At 67.5% G+C, this 17,098-nt stretch carries 15 protein-coding genes; 7 read left to right on the forward strand and 8 right to left on the reverse strand.

Features of this window, described 5'->3' with window-relative positions; genetic code table 11:
* Positions 1–6: 6 nt before the first annotated feature.
* The 7 genes from JMT67_RS02940 (at position 7) to JMT67_RS02970 (ending at position 9,148) form a co-directional block, all read left to right on the forward strand.
* A complete protein-coding gene (locus JMT67_RS02940; RefSeq protein ID WP_201462643.1) occupies positions 7–1,155 on the forward strand; it encodes an LptF/LptG family permease in 1,149 nt (382 codons plus the stop codon).
* Between the two features lie 2 nt (positions 1,156–1,157).
* Entirely contained in the window at positions 1,158–2,300 is a 1,143-nt protein-coding gene (lptG, locus tag JMT67_RS02945) for an LPS export ABC transporter permease LptG (RefSeq protein ID WP_152950288.1), read from the forward strand.
* 147 nt (positions 2,301–2,447) lie between these two features.
* On the forward strand, positions 2,448–4,784 hold the full coding sequence (locus tag JMT67_RS02950) for an LPS-assembly protein LptD (protein WP_233455774.1): 2,337 nt from the start codon (positions 2,448–2,450) through the stop codon (positions 4,782–4,784).
* Positions 4,785–4,855: 71 nt separating this feature from the next.
* On the forward strand, positions 4,856–6,211 hold the full coding sequence (locus JMT67_RS02955) for a peptidylprolyl isomerase (RefSeq protein ID WP_224760935.1): 1,356 nt from the start codon (positions 4,856–4,858) through the stop codon (positions 6,209–6,211).
* On the forward strand, positions 6,208–7,203 hold the full coding sequence (pdxA, locus tag JMT67_RS02960; RefSeq protein ID WP_201462645.1) for a 4-hydroxythreonine-4-phosphate dehydrogenase PdxA: 996 nt from the start codon (positions 6,208–6,210) through the stop codon (positions 7,201–7,203). Before JMT67_RS02955 ends, pdxA begins: the two co-directional genes overlap by 4 nt.
* Before the next feature lie 8 nt (positions 7,204–7,211).
* Complete coding sequence (rsmA, locus tag JMT67_RS02965; RefSeq protein ID WP_201462646.1) at positions 7,212–8,021, forward strand: 16S rRNA (adenine(1518)-N(6)/adenine(1519)-N(6))-dimethyltransferase RsmA; 810 nt, start codon at positions 7,212–7,214, stop codon at positions 8,019–8,021.
* On the forward strand, positions 8,018–9,148 hold the full coding sequence (locus JMT67_RS02970; RefSeq protein ID WP_182714746.1) for a pyridoxal phosphate-dependent aminotransferase: 1,131 nt from the start codon (positions 8,018–8,020) through the stop codon (positions 9,146–9,148). Before rsmA ends, JMT67_RS02970 begins: the two co-directional genes overlap by 4 nt.
* A 233-nt stretch (positions 9,149–9,381) precedes the next feature.
* Here JMT67_RS02970 and gmk read toward each other — a convergent pair whose 3' ends face one another.
* The 8 genes from gmk to JMT67_RS03010 all read right to left on the reverse strand — a co-directional run bounded on the left by gmk (position 9,382) and on the right by JMT67_RS03010 (position 17,092).
* On the reverse strand, positions 9,382–10,023 hold the full coding sequence (gene gmk, locus JMT67_RS02975) for a guanylate kinase (RefSeq protein WP_152950293.1): 642 nt from the start codon (positions 10,021–10,023) through the stop codon (positions 9,382–9,384).
* Entirely contained in the window at positions 10,013–10,897 is an 885-nt protein-coding gene (locus JMT67_RS02980) for a YicC/YloC family endoribonuclease (protein ID WP_054765817.1), read from the reverse strand. The genes gmk and JMT67_RS02980 overlap by 11 nt, the downstream gene beginning before the upstream one ends.
* Complete coding sequence (gene mltG, locus JMT67_RS02985; RefSeq protein WP_054765818.1) at positions 10,894–12,045, reverse strand: endolytic transglycosylase MltG; 1,152 nt, start codon at positions 12,043–12,045, stop codon at positions 10,894–10,896. The genes JMT67_RS02980 and mltG overlap by 4 nt, the downstream gene beginning before the upstream one ends.
* Before the next feature lies 1 nt (position 12,046).
* Complete coding sequence (fabF, locus tag JMT67_RS02990) at positions 12,047–13,318, reverse strand: beta-ketoacyl-ACP synthase II (protein WP_201462647.1); 1,272 nt, start codon at positions 13,316–13,318, stop codon at positions 12,047–12,049.
* Positions 13,319–13,467: 149 nt separating this feature from the next.
* Positions 13,468–13,707, reverse strand: a complete 240-nt coding sequence (locus tag JMT67_RS02995) for an acyl carrier protein (protein WP_008264317.1) — start codon at positions 13,705–13,707, stop codon at positions 13,468–13,470.
* A gap of 172 nt (positions 13,708–13,879) precedes the next feature.
* A complete protein-coding gene (gene fabG, locus JMT67_RS03000; RefSeq protein ID WP_054765820.1) occupies positions 13,880–14,620 on the reverse strand; it encodes a 3-oxoacyl-[acyl-carrier-protein] reductase in 741 nt (246 codons plus the stop codon).
* An 81-nt stretch (positions 14,621–14,701) separates the two neighbouring features.
* Positions 14,702–15,658, reverse strand: coding sequence for an ACP S-malonyltransferase (gene fabD / locus JMT67_RS03005; RefSeq protein WP_201462648.1), 957 nt, complete (start codon positions 15,656–15,658; stop codon positions 14,702–14,704).
* A 72-nt stretch (positions 15,659–15,730) separates the two neighbouring features.
* Positions 15,731–17,092: a cytochrome b/b6 domain-containing protein gene (locus JMT67_RS03010; RefSeq protein WP_201462649.1), complete on the reverse strand. Its 1,362-nt coding sequence runs from the start codon at positions 17,090–17,092 to the stop codon at positions 15,731–15,733.
* Positions 17,093–17,098 lie beyond the last annotated feature (6 nt).

The raw sequence follows: 17,098 nt of genomic DNA on the forward strand, positions 1-17,098 counted from the left end.
CCGCCCATGACCCTGATCCAAAGATACCTTTTTCGCCAGCTCTCCCTACCCGTGGTCGCGGCGTGCGCGTCCCTGGCTGGAATCGGAATTTTGAGTCAGAGCCTCGACCAGCTCGAGGTCATCGTGGAACGGGGTCAGAGCGTATGGATGATGGTCAAGCTGACGCTTCTGGCCCTGCCTCAGTTGCTGGCCGTCATCCTGCCCATAGGCCTGTTCGTCGGCGCCCTGATCGCCCTGACCCGGATGCAGCGCGAGCAGGAACTGACCGCCGCCTTCGCCGGGGGCATGACCCGCTGGCAGGTCATATCGCCGGCGGCGCGGCTCGCCGTCCTCGTGCTGATCCTGAACCTGACGATGACGCTGTTCGCCCAGCCCTGGGCACAGCGGGAGGCGCGCAACCAGGCCTTCGCCATTCGCACCGACCTGGCGGCCCTGCTTGTCGAGGAAGGCCAGTTCGTCCAGGGGCCGGACGGGCTGACCGTCTATGTCCAGCAGATCGAGCAGAACGGCCTTCTGAAGAACCTTTTCGTCTATCTGGACGACGGCAAGTCCAGCCAGAACTGGAGCGCGGCCGAGGCCCGCTTCGGGCGTGACGCCGCCAATGAGCCGGTCCTGACCATGATCGACGGCTCCTGGCAGAAATATTCCTCGCGCGGCGTACTCGAAACCCTGTCTTTCGACCGCTACGACTTTCCGCTGGGACAGTTCTCGGCCGTGACCGAGCAGATTCGCTACAAGCCGGCCGACCTCTATCTGCGTCAACTGCTCAACCCGACCCCGCGCGTGCTCGAAACGGCGGGCTCGCGGGGAGAACTTCTGGCGGAGGCCCATGCGCGGATATCAGCGCCGCTTTACGCCTTGACCGCCATGGCCATGGCCCTGGCGGCGATCCTGGGCGGCGCCTTCAGCCGCACCGGCTATTCGCTTCGCATCGCTAAGGCGGCCGGTCTGTTTCTGCTCGTGCGGGTGATCGGCTATGGCCTGGTCGCGGCCAGCGCCTGGAACCCCTGGATGAACCTGCTCCAATATATCGCGCCCCTCGCCGCGACCGCCTTGGCGCTCCGGCTTCTGTTTCGCGCGCTTAAGCCGCGAAAGCGCCGGTCCTGGGCGATCGTTGAGCGGCTGCGGCCCCTGTCTCCGGCTAGGACGGGGTGACCATGAGGTCTCTGTCCCTTCCCGCCCGGTCCTTGCGTTCGCGCCTTCCCCGTCTGGGCCGCATCGAAATCTATGTACTGATTCAACAGTTGCGCGCCTTGGGCGTGGCCCTGGCGGTGATCTCCGCCCTGGTCATGCTGATCGACTTCGTCGAGGTGTCGCGCGGCGTAGGATCGGATCAGGATCTCTCGGCCTTGCGCATCCTGGGTCTGGTGGCGCTGAAGTCGCCGGCGGTGATCGTCCAGCTGCTGCCCTTCGTCTTCCTGTTCGGCACCTTGGGCGCCTATATCGGCCTGAACCGACGCAGCGAACTGGTCGCCATGCGGGCGGCGGGGGTGTCGGCCTGGCGTTTCGTCCTTCCGGCGGCCGGCATGGCCTTCGCCCTGGGCGTTCTTACCGTGACCGTTCTGGGGCCCTTGGCCTCAGCCGGCGACGGTCTGTGGCAGCGCGAACGCGCCCGCATTTCCGGCGCCGCCAACGATGACCGGACGGACGCCCCCATTTGGCTGCGCGAAGGCGACGATCAGCGTCAGATGATCATCCGAGCGGGACGTCAGGACCGCGCCAACGCCCGGCTTCTGGACGTCACCTTCTTCATCTACGTCACGGATGCGGAAGGGAATCGCGACTTTTCCGAACGGATCGACGCCCAGTCGGCCGCGCTCAGCGCCGGCCGCTGGCGTCTGACCAACGCCGTCGGCGCCAGCATCGGCCAGAGGGCTGTCGCCTATTCAAGCCTCGATCTGCTCTCCAGCCTGGCGGACGAAGAGGCGTTCGAGCGATTCGCCCGTCCCCAATCGACGCCCTTCTGGTCCCTGCCGAATCAGATCCAGCGGATCGAGGACGCCGGCTTCGCCTCAACCGCCTATCGCCTTCGGCTTCAGCAGCTGCTGGCGACGCCCCTGGTCTTTGCGGCCATGTCCATACTGGCGGCGGCTTTCTCTCTACGTCTGATGCGTCTTGGGGACCTGGCGAGGATGAGCGTGGCAGCGGTCGTGCTGGGCTTCGCCTTCTTCTTCCTGAACCAATTCAGCTCGGCCATGGGTTCGGCCGAGGTGGTGCCGCCCCTGGTGGCGGCATGGCTGCCGCCCTTGTTGACGGCCCTCGCCGCCTTCACCTTGCTGTTCTATACCGAAGACGGCTAAGCGAGCGCCTCGCTCAAGACAGACGGATGCTTCATGCAAGGTGATCGCGATCGGCGTTCAAGGGCCTTACGGGCTAGGCTTTTGGCCGGCGCGGCGCTCCTGGCGTGTCTGCCCTTCGCGGAAGAGGCGCTCGCCCAAGCTCAGCCGGTGCCGGATCAATCGGCGGTTTCCGACGTCCTGCCCCAGGGCGCCGTCTATGTGGACGCCGACAGCGCCGGCCGTGTCGGCGACACGATCGTCGCCCAGAGCAACGGCGCGCGCCGGGTCTATCTGCGCGCTGACGGTCATGTGCTTCGGGGCGAGAACCTGACCTATGATCTGTCCACCGGCGCGGCCGCGGCCGACGGCCGGGTGGAGGCGATCGCGCCGGACGGCACGGTCGTCTACGCCAGCCATTTGGAGGCCGACGGCGAACTGAAGGCGGCCGTCGCCGTCGATTTCGCCACCCGTTTCAGCAACGGCGCCAGCCTGATGGCCGCGACGGCGGTTCGCCGAAGCGAACGGGTCAATGAGCTGAACTACGCCGTCTTCACCCCCTGCCCCATCTGCGACGACAAGGGCCCCAAGACCCCCAGCCTCTCGATCCAGGCCGAGAAGGTGGTTCAGGATGAGGCCCTGCGCGCCGTCATCTACCGCAATGCGATGTTCCGCATCGGCGGGGTGCCCGTCTTCTACACCCCCTTTTTCGCCCACCCGGATCCCACCGTCGAACGCGCGTCCGGCTTCCTGGTGCCGATCGTCAACTATGACGAAGGCCGCGGCGTCTCGATCGAAACCCCCTATCTGCATGTCGTTTCGCCGTCGGAAGACTGGCTGATCAGCCCGCAGTTCAACACGCGGGTGTCGCCCCTGCTGAACCTTCAGTGGCGCCGCCGCTTCGTCAACGGAACGATCGTCGCCCGCGGCGGCTACACCTATGAGCGCACCTTCGGCGACTTCGACAGGAACGGCGACGGGGATTACGAAAGCAATGTCCGCTTTGGGGACAAGGAGCACCGCAGCTATCTGCTGTCCCATGGCGCGTTCGATCTGTCGGGCCCCTGGCGCCTCGGCTTCACGGCCGAGCGGACGTCCGACAAGACCCTGTTCGACCGCTACGACGTTCAGAACCCCTATCAGGACAACGGCCTCTATTACGGCGACCGTCGCCGTCTGATCAGTCAGGTCTACGCCGAGCGGCAGACCGACCGCTCCTATGTTTCGAGCGCAGCCTTTTCGATCCAGAGCCTGAGACTGGACAACCGCTTCGCCGACACCGATTTCCGCGACACGGAAGGGTTCAAGGTCTTTGAAAACGACGGCGCCCTGCCGATCGTCGCCCCCCTGATCGACGCCCGCTGGGAGCCGTCGGGCCTGATCGGCGGCGGCCGGCTGCGGCTGAAGGGGTCCGCCGTATCCCTGTATCGCGACGTTTTCGTCGGCGCGCCGGTGCTCAATCCGGACATCGTGCCTGGGGACCCAACGGGGCTTTCGGGCGTGGACAGCCGACGGATCACAGGTCAGGCGGAGTGGCGTCGCGTCTTCATCACGCCCAACGGCCTGCGTATCGAGCCCTTCGTCGACGGCCGCGTGGACTTCTACGCCCTGTCCGACCTGCCGCCGATGATGGGCGTCGAAAGCGACGAGACGCTGAGCCGCACGCGCGCGAGCGCCGGGGTGGACCTCAGTTACCCCCTGGTGCGTCGCACGCCGCGCGGCGACATCATCTTGGAGCCGGTCGCCCAGCTGTCGGTCTCCAACAAGTCCGACATCGACCCCCGCATTCCCAATGAGGATTCACAGGTCATCGAACTGGATGAATCTTCCCTGTTCCGCATGGACCGCTTCTCGGGCTATGACCTGGTGGAAGGCGGCGCCCGTTTCACCGCCGGCGCCCGGGCTACGATCCGCTGGTCCGAAGGCCGCAGCGCCAGCCTTTTCGTAGGCCGCAGCTATCGCGCCGACGACGAAGACGCCTTCCGCACCACCATACCCGACAGCACGACCGGCGCCCTCTACGACCCCACCGGACTGGCCTCCTCGGCTTCCGACTGGGTGGTCCAGGGCAGTTTCTCGCCTTCGGACCGGATCCGCAGCTGGGGCCACGCCACCGTCGACGGGTCGGGCGACATCCGGCGCGCCGAGGCCGCGCTGGACGGACGTTGGGGCCGGCGCAACCTGGCCAGCTTCAGCTATATCGTCGACCGGTCCAATCCGTTGTCAGGGCCGCTCAATCGGAACTATGAATTCGTCCAGCTGGCGGGTCAGCAGTTCGTCTACGGCCACTGGGGCGTGGCCGTAGCCGGGATCGCCGACCTGGAGCGCAACGTCATCACCCGCCAGGAGGTCGGCCTCCTGTTCGACGACGATTGTTTTCGGGTCGAGATCGGTTATCGCCGCGACAATACGCGGGTTCGGGCCAGTGGTCCGTCGGACGGGGTGTATCTACGCCTAAACCTCGCCACTTTCGGAGGTTCAGGTTATGGACAGGGCGGATTGCGTTGAGCATGACGCTGTACGGGCGCGACCGCCTGCCGGCCCGGCCGGTGGACCGCTGTGAGGAATCAGGACGACCAATGGGTTTGATGCGTTATTCGACGGGGGCTGCGCTCGCGGCGCTCCTCCTCGCCGGTTCGGCCTATGGTCAGACGGCGCCCGCTCCGGCCGCCCAGCAACCGACGGCCGCAGGCGCGCCTAACCCGGCGGCCGGAGACGGACCGGTTGCGGCCCGCGCCGCGCCTCAGTTCGAACTGGCCGACGGCATTGTCGCTACGGTTAATGACAAGATCATCACCGGCTATGATCTGCGCCAGCAGATGCTGATGCTGATCGCCTCGTCCCAGGTTCAGCCGACGGAACAGAATCTGCCGGCGATCCAGCAGGCGGCGCTGAACCGACTGATCGAAGAACGGCTGAAGGCTCAGGAAATCACCAAGTTCGAGACCTTGAAGGTCACCGACCAGGAGATCGACGAGGAAATCGCCCAGATGGCGCGCCAGGCCGGCGTCACGCCGGCCGCCTATATGGAGTTTCTCCAGCAGGGCGGCATTCAGCCCAGCGCCTTCCGCGAAAACCTGCGCACGGAAATCGGCTGGAGCCAGCTGGTGCCCGGCCGCTTCAACAGCCGCGCCCGGCCCAGCACGCTTCAAGTCGAGCAGGAACTGCGCCGCCTGAACGAGGCGGCGGCCCAGCCCCAGTATCTGATCGGTGAGATCTACATCGAAGCGGCACGGGTCGGCGGCCAAGAGGCTGCGATGAACGGCGCCCGCCAGCTGGTGCAGCAGATCATTCAGGGCGCGCCCTTCCAGGCGGTCGCCCAACAGTTCTCCTCCGCCCCGTCCGCCTCGGCCCGCGTCCCCGGCGACGCAGGCTGGGTGGTCAAGGGCACGGTGCAGCCGGCCCTTCAGACCATCTTCGACCAGCTCCAGCCCGGCCAGCTGTCGAACCCCGTCCCGGTCGATGGCGGCGTGTACATCATCTATATGCGAGACAAGCGTGACGGCGCGGCGACCAGCCTGGTTTCGTTGAAACAGATGATGGTCGAACTGCCGGAATCGGCGTCCGAGGCCGAGCTCGCAGCGGCCACCCGGACTTTGGAAGGCCTGCGCCAGGGACTGAACTGCGACAACATCCTGTCCCAGGCGCGAGCGACCCAGGGCGTAATCGGCGCCGACCTGGGCGAATCGGACGTGGCCAATCTGGCGCCCCAGTTCCAGCAGTTCGCCCGCACCGGAGAGATCGGCTCGGTCTCGACCCCGATTCGTACGCCGCTCGGCCTGCATCTGGTCGCCGTCTGCGGCCGTCGCGTCGGCGGTCCTGAGGCCCCCAATCGTCAGCAGGTCGAGAACCGGCTGCGCGGCCAGAACCTGGCGGTGCTGGAGCGTCGCTATATCCGCGATCTGCGCAACGACGCCCTGATCGAGTTCAAATGACCCGGCCTCTGGTCCTGACGCTGGGCGAACCCGCCGGCGTCGGGCCGGAGATCGTAGCCGCCGCCTGGCGGGCGCGCTCGGCCGACATGCTGCCGTTCGCCGTAATCGGCGACGCCGCCCTGCTTGAGGCGCAAGGCATAGCCGTCGCCGACGTCTTCACGCCCGGCGAGGCCGCCCAGCATTTCGAGCGGGCCCTCCCGGTCATTCACCGCGCCCTGCCTGCGCCGGTGACAGTCGGCCTTCCCGACCCGGTCAATGCGCCCTCGGTCGCCGACGGCATCGAAGAAGCCGTCAGTTTCGCTCTGTCGGGCGAAGCCTCGGGTCTGGTCACCGCCCCCATCGCCAAGGCGCCCATGTACGCCTCGGGTTTCCGCTTTCCGGGTCACACCGAGTTCATCGCCGAACTGACCGCCGACGCCCCCTACGCCGGCACGCGGGGGCCCGTGATGATGCTGGCCGCCCGCGACCTGCGCGCCTGTCTGGTCACCATCCACGTCGCCCTGGATCAGGTTCCCGAGCTGATCACGGCCGAGCGGGTCGCCCGCACCGCCCGCGTCGTCCACGAAAGCCTGAAGCGCGACTTCGCCATCGCCCGCCCGCGCCTAGCCATGGCCGCCTTGAACCCCCACGCGGGCGAAGGCGGCGCCCTGGGGCTGCAGGAGATCGAGACCCTGATCCCCGTCGCCGAACATCTGCGCGGCGAAGGGATCGACATCACCGATCCCAGACCCGCCGACACCCTGTTCCACGACGCCGCCCGCGCGACCTATGATGCGGTGATCTGCATGTACCACGACCAGGCCCTGATCCCGGTCAAGACCCTGGACTTCTGGGGCGGGGTCAATGTCTCGCTGGGTCTGCCCGTCATCCGCACCTCGCCCGATCACGGAACGGGTTTCGACATCGCCGGCAAGGGGATTGCGCGTCCGGACAGCCTGATCGCCGCTATTCGTCTGGCCTCGGAGATGGCGGCGGCCCGCGCCGCGCGCTAACAGGGCGTGTGACCGACCTTCCTTCCCTCCGCGAAACCCTCGACGCCCACGGCCTGTCGGCGAAAAAGAGCTTCGGCCAGCATTTCCTGCTGGACCTCAATGTCACGCGCAAGATCGTCCGCCTGGCCGGTCCGTTCGACGGGCGCGCCGTGATCGAGGTCGGCCCCGGCCCCGGCGGCCTGACCCGCGCCCTGCTGGAATCCGACGCCGGCCCCGTGGTCCTGGTGGAAAAGGATCCGCGCTTCATTCCCCTGCTGACCGAACTGGACGACGGCTCGGGCCGGCTGACCATCGTCGAGGCCGACGCCCTGAAGGTGAAGGAGGCGGACTTGGTCTCCGGCCCCGCCCACCTGGTCTCCAACCTGCCCTACAATGTCGGCACCGCCCTGCTGATCAAATGGCTGACCGGCCCCTGGCTGCCCCACAGCCTGACCCTGATGTTCCAGAAGGAGGTCGCCGAGCGCGTCGCCGCTGGGCCCGGCGAGGACGCCTACGGCCGCCTCGCCGTCATCGCCCAGGCCGTCTGCACCGCCCGCATCGTCATGCACCTGCCCGCCGCCGCCTTCACCCCGCCGCCCAAGGTGGCCTCGGCCGTGGTCCATCTGGTCCCGCTGGATGAGCGCCCGTCGCCTGAGCGCCTGAAGAAGTTGGAACGCGTCACCGCCGCCGCCTTCGGCCAGCGCCGCAAGATGCTGCGCTCCAGCCTGAAACAGCTCGGCGGCGCCGCCCTTTGCGAGGCCGCCGGCATCGAACCCGACGCCCGCGCCGAGACGATCGACGTGGCCGGCTTCCTCAGACTGGCGGACGCCCTGACATGACCGTCGAACCCTTCCGCGCCATCACCGTCAGCCGTCTAGCGCACCAGCTGAAAGCCGAAGGCCGGTCGATCATCCATATGGAATTCGGCCAGCCCTCCACCGGCGCGCCCGCCGCCGCCGTCGCCCGCGCACATCAGGTGCTGGACGCCGACGCCATGGGCTATTGGGAAAGCCCCGACCTGCGCGCCCGCATTGCTCGCCTGTACCAGGACCGGTACGGCGTAACGGTCGACCCCGGCCAAATCCTGCTGACCTGCGGGGCCTCGCCCGCCCTGGTCCTGGCCCTCAGCGTCCGGTTCAAGCCCGGCGACCGCATCGCCCTGGCCCGTCCCGGCTATGTCGCCTATCGCAACAGCCTGCGTGCCCTGCATCTGGAGCCGGTGGAGATCGCCTGCGGTCCCGAGACCCGGTTCCAGCTGACCGCCGCCCAGCTGGAGGCGCTCGATCCCGCTCCGGCCGGCGTCATCATCGCCAGCCCGGCCAATCCGACCGGGACCATCATCCCGGAGGCCGAACTCGCCGCCATCGCCGAGGTCTGCCGCGCGCGAAACATCGCCATCCTTTCGGACGAGATCTACCACGGCCTGTCCTACGCGGGCCCGACCCCGTCGATGCTGCAGTTCGCGCCGGACGCCCTGGTGATCAACAGCTTCTCCAAATACTGGAGCATGGCCGGCTGGCGGTTGGGCTGGCTGCTGGTCCCCGAGGCCCTGATCGAGGCCGCTCGCGCCTATATCGGGAACATGTTCCTGACCCCGCCCAGCCTCAGCCAGCACGCAGGCCTGGTCGCCATGGACGCGATCGACGAGCTTGAGGGCCATATCCAGACCTACGCCCGCAACCGCGAGCTGATGCTGGCGGCCCTGCCGGCGCTTGGATTGAGGAAGATCGCGCCGCCTGACGGCGCCTTCTACATCTGGGCCGACATCGGCCACCTGACGGACGACAGCGTGGCCTTCTGCGAACAACTGCTGCGCGATACCGGCGTGGCCACCGCGCCGGGCGTGGATTTCGACCCCGTCGATGGTCGACGCTACATCCGCTTCAGCTTCGCGGTCTCGACAGGGGAGATCAAGGCCGCGTTGGAACGAATCACGCCTTGGTTCGCCGCTCGAAATCCAGGCTGAGCCGATCCGCAAAAGGCGGCAGGCCCATGGTGGGTCGTACCTAAGCAATCGCCCCTAGGCCGATATTTACCCTCTGGAACCTGCCTTGTGGGAAAAGGAGTGCAGTTGCGTAGCGCATAGGACGACATCGCGTAGGACGCCCCCGCCGGCGCGATGTCGTCGCCGCTTCACAGCCGAAGACGACACTGCGGCGGCCTCTCCCCCCTCCCGCCAGCCGCGGTGTCGTTGTTCGTTCAGACAGGCTCGCGTAGCAGGGCGGCCTTGTAATCCCCCACCCACAGATTGCGGAACCGGCGCGATCGCTCGGCGTGATAGATGTGCGCCAGCTCGGCGTAGGACCGGTCAAAATCCTCGTTGACGATCACATAGTCGAAGGCGTCGCAGTGTTCGATCTCACCCTTGGCGTTGGCGACGCGGCGCTCAATGACATCGTCCGAGTCCTGCGACCGGGTGACCAGTCGTCGGCGCAGCTCTTCCAGGCTGGGCGGCAGGATGAAGACCCGCACCGCGTCCTCCGGGCATTTCTCGGCTACGTCGCGCGCGCCCTGCCAGTCGATGTCGAACAGGACGTCACGTCCCTCAGCGAGGGCCCGATCGACCGGCCCGCGTGGGCTGCCGTACAGATTGCCGTGGACATCGGCCCATTCTAGGAAGGCGTCGGCGTCGATCAGCTTCTGGAACCGCTCGCGATCCACGAAATTATAGTCGCGACCGTCGACCTCGCCGGGACGGATGCCCCGCGTCGTCATCGACACCGACAGTTCCAGCCCCCCGTGGTCCGCCATCAGCCGGCGGCACAGCGACGTCTTGCCGGCGCCCGACGGGCTGGCGACGATGAGGAGGACGCCCCGGCGGGGCGAGCGTTCATTCGACATTCTGAACCTGTTCACGCAACTGTTCGATGACGGCCTTCAGCTCGAGGCCGATTCCAGTGAGCGCCGTCGTAGCCGATTTCGAGCAGAGGGTGTTGGCCTCGCGCATGAATTCCTGCAGCAGGAAGTCCAGTTTCCGTCCGGCCGGCGGCGCGGTCATCAGCTGGCGCGCCGCAGCGACATGGGCCGACAGCCGGTCCAGTTCCTCGCGCACGTCGGCCTTGGCCGCCAGCGACGCAGCTTCCAGAAAGATTCGCTCTTCCAGGCCCGGCGCATCCGGCGCCAGTTCGGCCATACGGCGGCTGAACCGGTCGCGGATGGCGGCGACCTGGGCTTGAGCCTCGCCTTCGGCCGAAGCGACCAGCCCTTCGATCCGGGCGATGAAGTCCGCCAGTAGCGGCGCCAGCTGGGCGCCTTCGGCGTTTCGCGCGCCCTTCAAGGCGTCCAGGGCGGCCTCGACTGTTCGCGCCATCTCGACCTCCAGCGCGGCGCGCGCCTGCGGATCCTCCACCTCCTCCGGCGCCTCTATGACGCCGCGCAGGGCCAGGAGGCCGTCGGCGGACGGCGGCGTCGCCCCGTCCTCGGCCAACTCATTGGCCAGGGTCAAATAGCGGGCCAGCAAGGGCGCATTGATCGTAACGGCCGCCTCCGCCCCCACCGTTCGTTTGGCCTGTACGCCGACGGAGATCTGTCCGCGGACGAATCGCGCCTGGGCGGCTGTCTTCGCAGCCCTCTCCAAGGTGTCGAATCCGTTCGGCCCTCGATACCGAACCTCCAGATTGCGCCCATTGACCGACCGCACCTCGACCGCCCAGGTCCAGCCCTCACCGGCGCCCTCGGCCCGGCCAAAGCCCGTCATTCCAGAAATCAGGCTCATCTCAGACCCTGGGTCGCGCCGGCAGGCAGGGTGAGGGTGGCCTGTCCGCCCTCCGCGTTCGGATCGGTCATGGGCGCAGGGCTGGCCTCAGGCGCGACCGGCGCCTGCGTCTCGGGCGGCAGGCCGGCCTTCTGTCGCTCAATCTGACGCCAGCGCGCCACATTGCGCAGATGCTCTTCATAGGTGATGGCGAAGACGTGGCCGCCTGATCCGTCGGCGACGAAGAACAGGGCCGGATCCGCCGGCGGGTTCAGCACGGCCTCCAGCGCCTCCTTGCCGGGATTGGCGATGGGCGTCGGCGGCAGGCCGTCGATCTGATAGGTGTTCCAGGGCGTCTGACGCTGCAGCTCTGACCGGCGGATGCCGCGCCCCAGCGGCCGCCCCTGGGTCAGGCCGTAAACGATGGTGGGATCGCTCTCCAGCCGCATCCCCTGCCGCAGTCGGTTGGAGAAGACCGCCGCCACGCGAGGCCGCTCGGCCGCCAGCCCAGTCTCCTTCTCGACGATGGAGGCCAGGATCACCGCCTCTTCCGGGTTGCGGGCCACTGTGCCCGGTCCCCGCTGCGCCCACAGCAGCCGCAGATTTTCCTTCGCCGCCCGCTGCATCCGATCGATCACCGACTGGCGGGTATCGCCGCGTGACACCTCATAGGTGTCGGGCCACAGACTGCCTTCCTCGGGCGTCGTCTCGACGGTTCCGGTCAACACCGGCTCCTTGGCCAGGATGTCCACCGCCTGGGCCGAGGACCAGCCTTCCGGCAGGGTCACGAAATGGCGCACCACCCGCCCCTCGACCAGCAGGTTCAGCACTCCGGCCAGCGAGGTCCCCGACGGCACCTCATATTCCCCGGCCCGCAGCTTGCGGTCCGCACCGGTGAAGGTGGCCGCCGCCTTGAACAGGTCGGTCGAACGGATCACCCCCGCCGCCTTCAACTGGGCGGCGATGGCGGAGACGCCCGAGCCGCTGGCCAGGGTCACGACCGTTCGATCCCCCTGCCGTGCGCCCGGTCCTGGCCCGTAATAGACGCCCCAGACGACGGCGAGGGCGGCGATTAGGAACAGGCTGAAGGTCGCTGAGGCGGTCAGCAGACTGACCGTCAACCCCGACCGCTTCTCCACACGCCTGTCACCCCGCCCCCGTCCGAACATGTCAGTCGACCTTCTTGAAGATCACCGAGGCGTTGGTGCCCCCGAAGCCGAAACTGTTGGACATGGCGACGTCGATCTTCATCGGCTTGGCCTTGTTCGGCACCAGGTCGATCGGGGTCTCCATCTCCGGGTCGTCCAGATTGATCGTCGGCGGCGCGACCTGGTCACGGATGGCCAGGACGCAGAAGGCCGCTTCGATGGCGCCGGCCGCGCCCAGCAGGTGGCCCGTCATCGACTTTGTCGAGCTGACGGCCAGGTTCTTCGCATGGTCTCCGACCAGGCCTTCGATGGCCTTCAGCTCGATCCAGTCAGCCATGGTCGAGGTGCCGTGGGCGTTGACGTAGTCCAGGTCGGACGGCTGCAGCCCGGCTCGCTTCAGCGCCGCCTTCATGGCGCGCGCCCCGCCCTCGCCGTCTTCGGACGGGGCGGTGATGTGATAGGCGTCGCCGCTCATGCCGTAGCCGACGATCTCGGCGTAGATCCTGGCGCCGCGCGCCTTGGCGTGTTCGTACTCCTCCAGCACCAGGATCCCTGCGCCCTCGCCCATGACGAAGCCGGCGTGGCCCCGGTCATAGGGTCGCGAGGCCTTCTCCGGCGTGTCGTTATAGGCGGTGCACAGGGCCTTGCAGGCCAAAAAGCCGGCGATGCCGATCGGCACGATCGAGCTTTCGGCCCCGCCCGCCACCATGACGTCGGCGTCGTCCAGGGCGATCATCCGGGCCGCATCGCCGATGGCGTGGGCGCCGGTGGCGCAGGCGGTCACCGCCGCATGATTCGGCCCCTTCAGCCCGTGCCGGATCGAAATCTGCCCGCCGGCCAAATTGATCAGGGCGCTGGGGATGAAGAAGGGGCTGACGCGGCGCGGCCCCTGCTCTTTCAAGACGATGGCCGTATCGGCAATGGGGCCCAGGCCGCCGATGCCGGAGCCGACCATGACGCCGGTTCGTTCCTTGTCCTCGTCCGTCTCGGGCTTCCAGTTGGCGTCATGCAGGGCCTCGTCCGCCGCCGCTATGGCGTACAGGATGAAGTCGTCGACGCGCTTTCGGTCCTTGGCGGACATGATTTTCTCGGGGTCGAAGTCGCCTTCGCCGCCGCCGCCGCGCCCGTCGACGCTCGGCACTTCGCCGGCGATGGTGCAGCCATAGCCCTCGGTGTCGAAGGCCGTGATCGGACCGATGCCCGACCGTCCCTCGACGATGCCCTTCCAGCTCTTGTCGACGCCCCAGCCCAGGGGGGTCAGCAGACCGATGCCCGTAACGACGACGCGGCGCATGGTGCGTGCTCCTTCAACTCCAATCCTGTCCCGGGGAATCACTGCGGATTCGCGAGGGTCAGAAACAGTAAAGGCCGCCGGGCGTCTCCGCTAGGAGCGCCGGGCGGCCCTGTGATCTGTCAGCCTGTCGGCCGCCAGTCGGGGCTGGATCAGCCCGCCGACTTTTCGTCGATGAACTTGACCGCATCGCCGACCGTCTGGATGTGCTCGGCGGCGTCATCCGGGATCTCGATGTCGAACTCTTCTTCGAAGGCCATCACCAGCTCGACGTTGTCGAGCGAGTCGGCGCCCAGGTCGTCGATGAAGCTGGCCTTTTCCGTGACCTTGTCCGGATCGGCGTCCAGGTGGTCGATGACGATCTTGCGAACGCGCTCGAGGGTGTCGGACATGAGTGTCTCTCTGCCTGTTTAAAATCGCCGTAGAGGCGGGGGTAGCTTCAGAAATCGCCGTCTCACGGCAGCGACGACGATGCAAGCCCGAAAGCCTGAACCGCCGATGCGTTCCTGCCCTTTAGCACAGGCTTTCGGGCGGGAAATAGTCTGTTGCGTGTCGTGATGACGATCAGATCATCGCCATGCCGCCGTTCACATGCAGGGTCTGGCCCGTCACATAGGCGGCTTCGTCAGACGACAGATAGACGGCGGCGGCCGCGATCTCGTCGCCCGTGCCCAGCCGGCCCGCCGGAATCCGGCCCAGAATGGTCTCGCGTTGCTGGTCGTTCAGCACGTCGGTCATGGGCGAGGCGATGAAGCCCGGCGCGATGCAATTGACCGTGATCCCGCGCGATCCGACCTCCTGCGCCAGCGACTTGGAAAAGCCGATCATCCCGGCCTTCGACGCCGAATAGTTGGTCTGGCCCGGATTGCCGGTGACGCCGACGACCGAGGTCACGCCGATGATCCGGCCCGACCGGCGCTTCATCATCCCCTTCACCGCGGCGCGGGTCAGGCGGAAATAGCTCTCCAGATTGATCTGGATGACCGACTGGAAATCTTCGTCCTTCATCCGCATCAGGAGGCCGTCCTTGGTGATGCCGGCGTTGGCCACCAGGATGTCCAGGGCTGAGCCCGCCGCCGTCTCGGCCGCGTTCACCAGATTGTCGACCGAGTCGGGGTCCGACAGGTTCGCCGTCGCGAAATGCGCCCGCTCGCCCAGGTCTTTGGCCAGATCCGCCAGCACCGCCTCGCGCGTGCCCGACAGCACCACGGTCGCGCCCTGGGCGTGCAGCGCCCGCGCCACCGCGCCGCCGATCCCGCCCGTCGCACCGGTCACCAGCGCGGTCTTGCCTGCAAGATTGAACATTTATGTCTCTCCGAAGTGGCGAGTGATTAGTGGCGAGTGACGAGGAAAAGCAAAGTGGGGCGGCGATAGTCTCGCCACTCGTCACTCGCCACTCGTCACTCCCCTCGCAAAGGCTTCCAGCTCTTCCGGCGTGTTCAGAGGCAGACTCTCGGCGTCAGGCGCGATCCGCTTGGCCATGCCGGTCAGCACCTTGCCGGAACCGACCTCGACGAAGCGGGTCACCCGCCCTTCGCTCGCCATCCACTCCATGCTCTCGCGCCAGCGCACCCGGCCGGTCACCTGCTCGACCAACAGCCGGCGGATGACTTCAGGATCGCTCTCCGGCCGCGCCAGCACATTGGCCACCACGGGAACCGCCGGCGCCAGAATGGTCGCCGAGGCCAGGGCCGTCGCCATCTCGTCCGCCGCCGGCTGCATCAGCGGGCAGTGGAAGGGCGCCGAGACGTTCAGCGGAATCGCCCGCGCCCCCAGTTCCTTGGCCTTTTCGATGGCCCGGTCCACAGCCGCCTTCTCGCCCGAGATGACGATGTTGCCGGCGTTGTTGTCATTGGCGACCACGCAGACGCCGACTTCAGCGCCGGCCGCCGCTGCGGCCTCGGCCAGGGCCAGATCGGTCTTGGGCCCGATCAGCGAAGCCATCGCCCCCTGCCCGACCGGAACCGCCCGCTGCATGGCCTGGCCGCGCAGTTTCAGCAGCCGCGCCGTATCCGACAGCGAGATCGCCCCGGCCGCCGCCAGGGCCGAATATTCGCCCAGAGAGTGACCGGCCACATAGGCCGCCTTGGCCACGTCGAAATCAAACTCGACCTTCAGCGCCCGGATGACCGCGACCGACACCGCCATCAGGGCCGGCTGGGCGTTCTCGGTCAGGGTCAGCTGATCCTCGGGGCCTTCGCGCATCAGCACCGACAGCTTCTGGCCCAGGGCCTCGTCCACCTCGGCGAAGACGTCGCGGGCGGAGGCGAAGGCGTCGGCCAGTTGCGCGCCCATGCCGACGGCCTGGCTGCCCTGTCCCGGAAACAGAAGTGCGAGGGTCATCGACCGCTCCCTGAATCATTGATCAAGAGCGCGGACCCCTAAGGCCAGACTTCCGTCAGGGCAAGTCGGCGCCTATTCGGCCCGCCGCGCTCTGACCTTGATCCGGACGTCGACCATCTTGGAGACCCAGTCGCCGGTCGCGTCGGATTCCAGGCCCAGGTTCAACGCGGTCCGGTCCAGTTGCAGCCGCCCCTCCACCGTCGCGACGCCGCCGGTCTCACGATAGGTGAAGGGCAGGATGACCCGCAGACTGGTCGTCTTGATCCGCAAGCGGCCCGTCGCCTGGTATCGATCCCCGCCGAGCGACCGGAAGCCCGTCGTCTCGAACCGGGCGGTCGGATATTGGCCGACGTCGAACCATTCAGCCCCCTGGATCGAAGCCTCCTGCGTCGAGTCCCCTGTCCGCGCCGAGCCGGTCTGGACGGTGATCACCGCCTTCGACCCCGCCAGATCGGCAGGGTCGAACCGGATCTGGCCGCTCCAGCGTTCGAACCGGCCGTTGAAGGCGGCGCCCGACTGGCTCCCGGCGAAGGCGATCTCGGAGGCGTCGCGGTCTATGGTCCAGTCGACCGCCTTTTGCGACGCCTCCGTCCCCGCAGCCGGTTCGGCGGTTTCGGCCTCCGCCGCCTGGACGTCCGTCGGGCCGGACGGGATATCGGGCTCGGGCGCCGGAACGGGCGCGATTTCAGGCCGGAGCGTCGGTTCAGTCCTGGGGGCAGGCTGCGCGGCTATAGCCCCGGCCGCCGCCACGACGAGGATCAAGGCCAGGCCGAGACTGCGTTCCGCCCAGGCCGCGCGCGCGTCCGGCTCCACGCCGACATCGGAATCCTCCCCGTCCTGCCTCAGACCTGGAACCATGCGCGCCAGGACGCCGTCGCGGTCGAGAAACTGGTGTTTCAGCGCCGCCCCGACGTGCAGGATCACCAGGACGACCGCGCCCCAGGCCATGGCGGCGTGCGCGCCCATCGCCGAAAAGGCCATTGCCCGCCGCGCCTCCGTCGCCAGTCCGGCCACCCCCGGCAGGTGCGGGACGGGAAACAGGCCGAACCAGCGGGTCGCCACCTCCAGCGCCCGGTCCTGCGACACAGCCCAGCCGGCCGAGACATACAGCCACCCCGTCAGCGGCAGCCCCAGCATCAGCGCGTAGAAGGCCGCATGGGTCGCATGGGCGGCGAAGACCTCCCATCGCTTCATCCCCTCAGGCAGGGCCGGCGGCCGATGCGTCAGCCGCCAGACGATCCGCACCAGGGTCAGGGCCAGAATCAGAAAGCCGATCGACTTGTGGAGTTGGAACACGCGGTAGGCTGCGGCCTGGCTCCCCGGCTGTTCGATCGCGGCGGTCATCCACCACCCCATCGGGATCATGGACAGGATGCAGAGCGCGATCACCCAGTGCAGGGCGACGGCGACGGCGGAATAGCGGCGGGCGGCCATCGGGCT

It is taken from the genome of Brevundimonas aurantiaca, assembly GCF_904830995.1.
GTDB lineage: Bacteria > Pseudomonadota > Alphaproteobacteria > Caulobacterales > Caulobacteraceae > Brevundimonas > Brevundimonas aurantiaca.

What these genes read in the sequence shown, in the direction of transcription:
- gmk (WP_152950293.1), bottom strand. Translation starts at nt 10,023, where the DNA reads ATGTCGAATGAACGCTCGCCCCGCCGGGGCGTCCTCCTCATCGTCGCC.
- JMT67_RS02970 (WP_182714746.1), top strand. Translation starts at nt 8,018, where the DNA reads ATGACCGTCGAACCCTTCCGCGCCATCACCGTCAGCCGTCTAGCGCAC.
- mltG (WP_054765818.1), bottom strand. Translation starts at nt 12,045, where the DNA reads ATGTTCGGACGGGGGCGGGGTGACAGGCGTGTGGAGAAGCGGTCGGGG.
- lptG (WP_152950288.1), top strand. Translation starts at nt 1,158, where the DNA reads ATGAGGTCTCTGTCCCTTCCCGCCCGGTCCTTGCGTTCGCGCCTTCCC.
- fabG (WP_054765820.1), bottom strand. Translation starts at nt 14,620, where the DNA reads ATGTTCAATCTTGCAGGCAAGACCGCGCTGGTGACCGGTGCGACGGGC.
- JMT67_RS02995 (WP_008264317.1), bottom strand. Translation starts at nt 13,707, where the DNA reads ATGTCCGACACCCTCGAGCGCGTTCGCAAGATCGTCATCGACCACCTG.
- fabD (WP_201462648.1), bottom strand. Translation starts at nt 15,658, where the DNA reads ATGACCCTCGCACTTCTGTTTCCGGGACAGGGCAGCCAGGCCGTCGGC.
- JMT67_RS02980 (WP_054765817.1), bottom strand. Translation starts at nt 10,897, where the DNA reads ATGAGCCTGATTTCTGGAATGACGGGCTTTGGCCGGGCCGAGGGCGCC.
- pdxA (WP_201462645.1), top strand. Translation starts at nt 6,208, where the DNA reads ATGACCCGGCCTCTGGTCCTGACGCTGGGCGAACCCGCCGGCGTCGGG.
- JMT67_RS03010 (WP_201462649.1), bottom strand. Translation starts at nt 17,092, where the DNA reads ATGGCCGCCCGCCGCTATTCCGCCGTCGCCGTCGCCCTGCACTGGGTG.
- JMT67_RS02955 (WP_224760935.1), top strand. Translation starts at nt 4,856, where the DNA reads ATGGGTTTGATGCGTTATTCGACGGGGGCTGCGCTCGCGGCGCTCCTC.
- fabF (WP_201462647.1), bottom strand. Translation starts at nt 13,318, where the DNA reads ATGCGCCGCGTCGTCGTTACGGGCATCGGTCTGCTGACCCCCCTGGGC.
- JMT67_RS02940 (WP_201462643.1), top strand. Translation starts at nt 7, where the DNA reads ATGACCCTGATCCAAAGATACCTTTTTCGCCAGCTCTCCCTACCCGTG.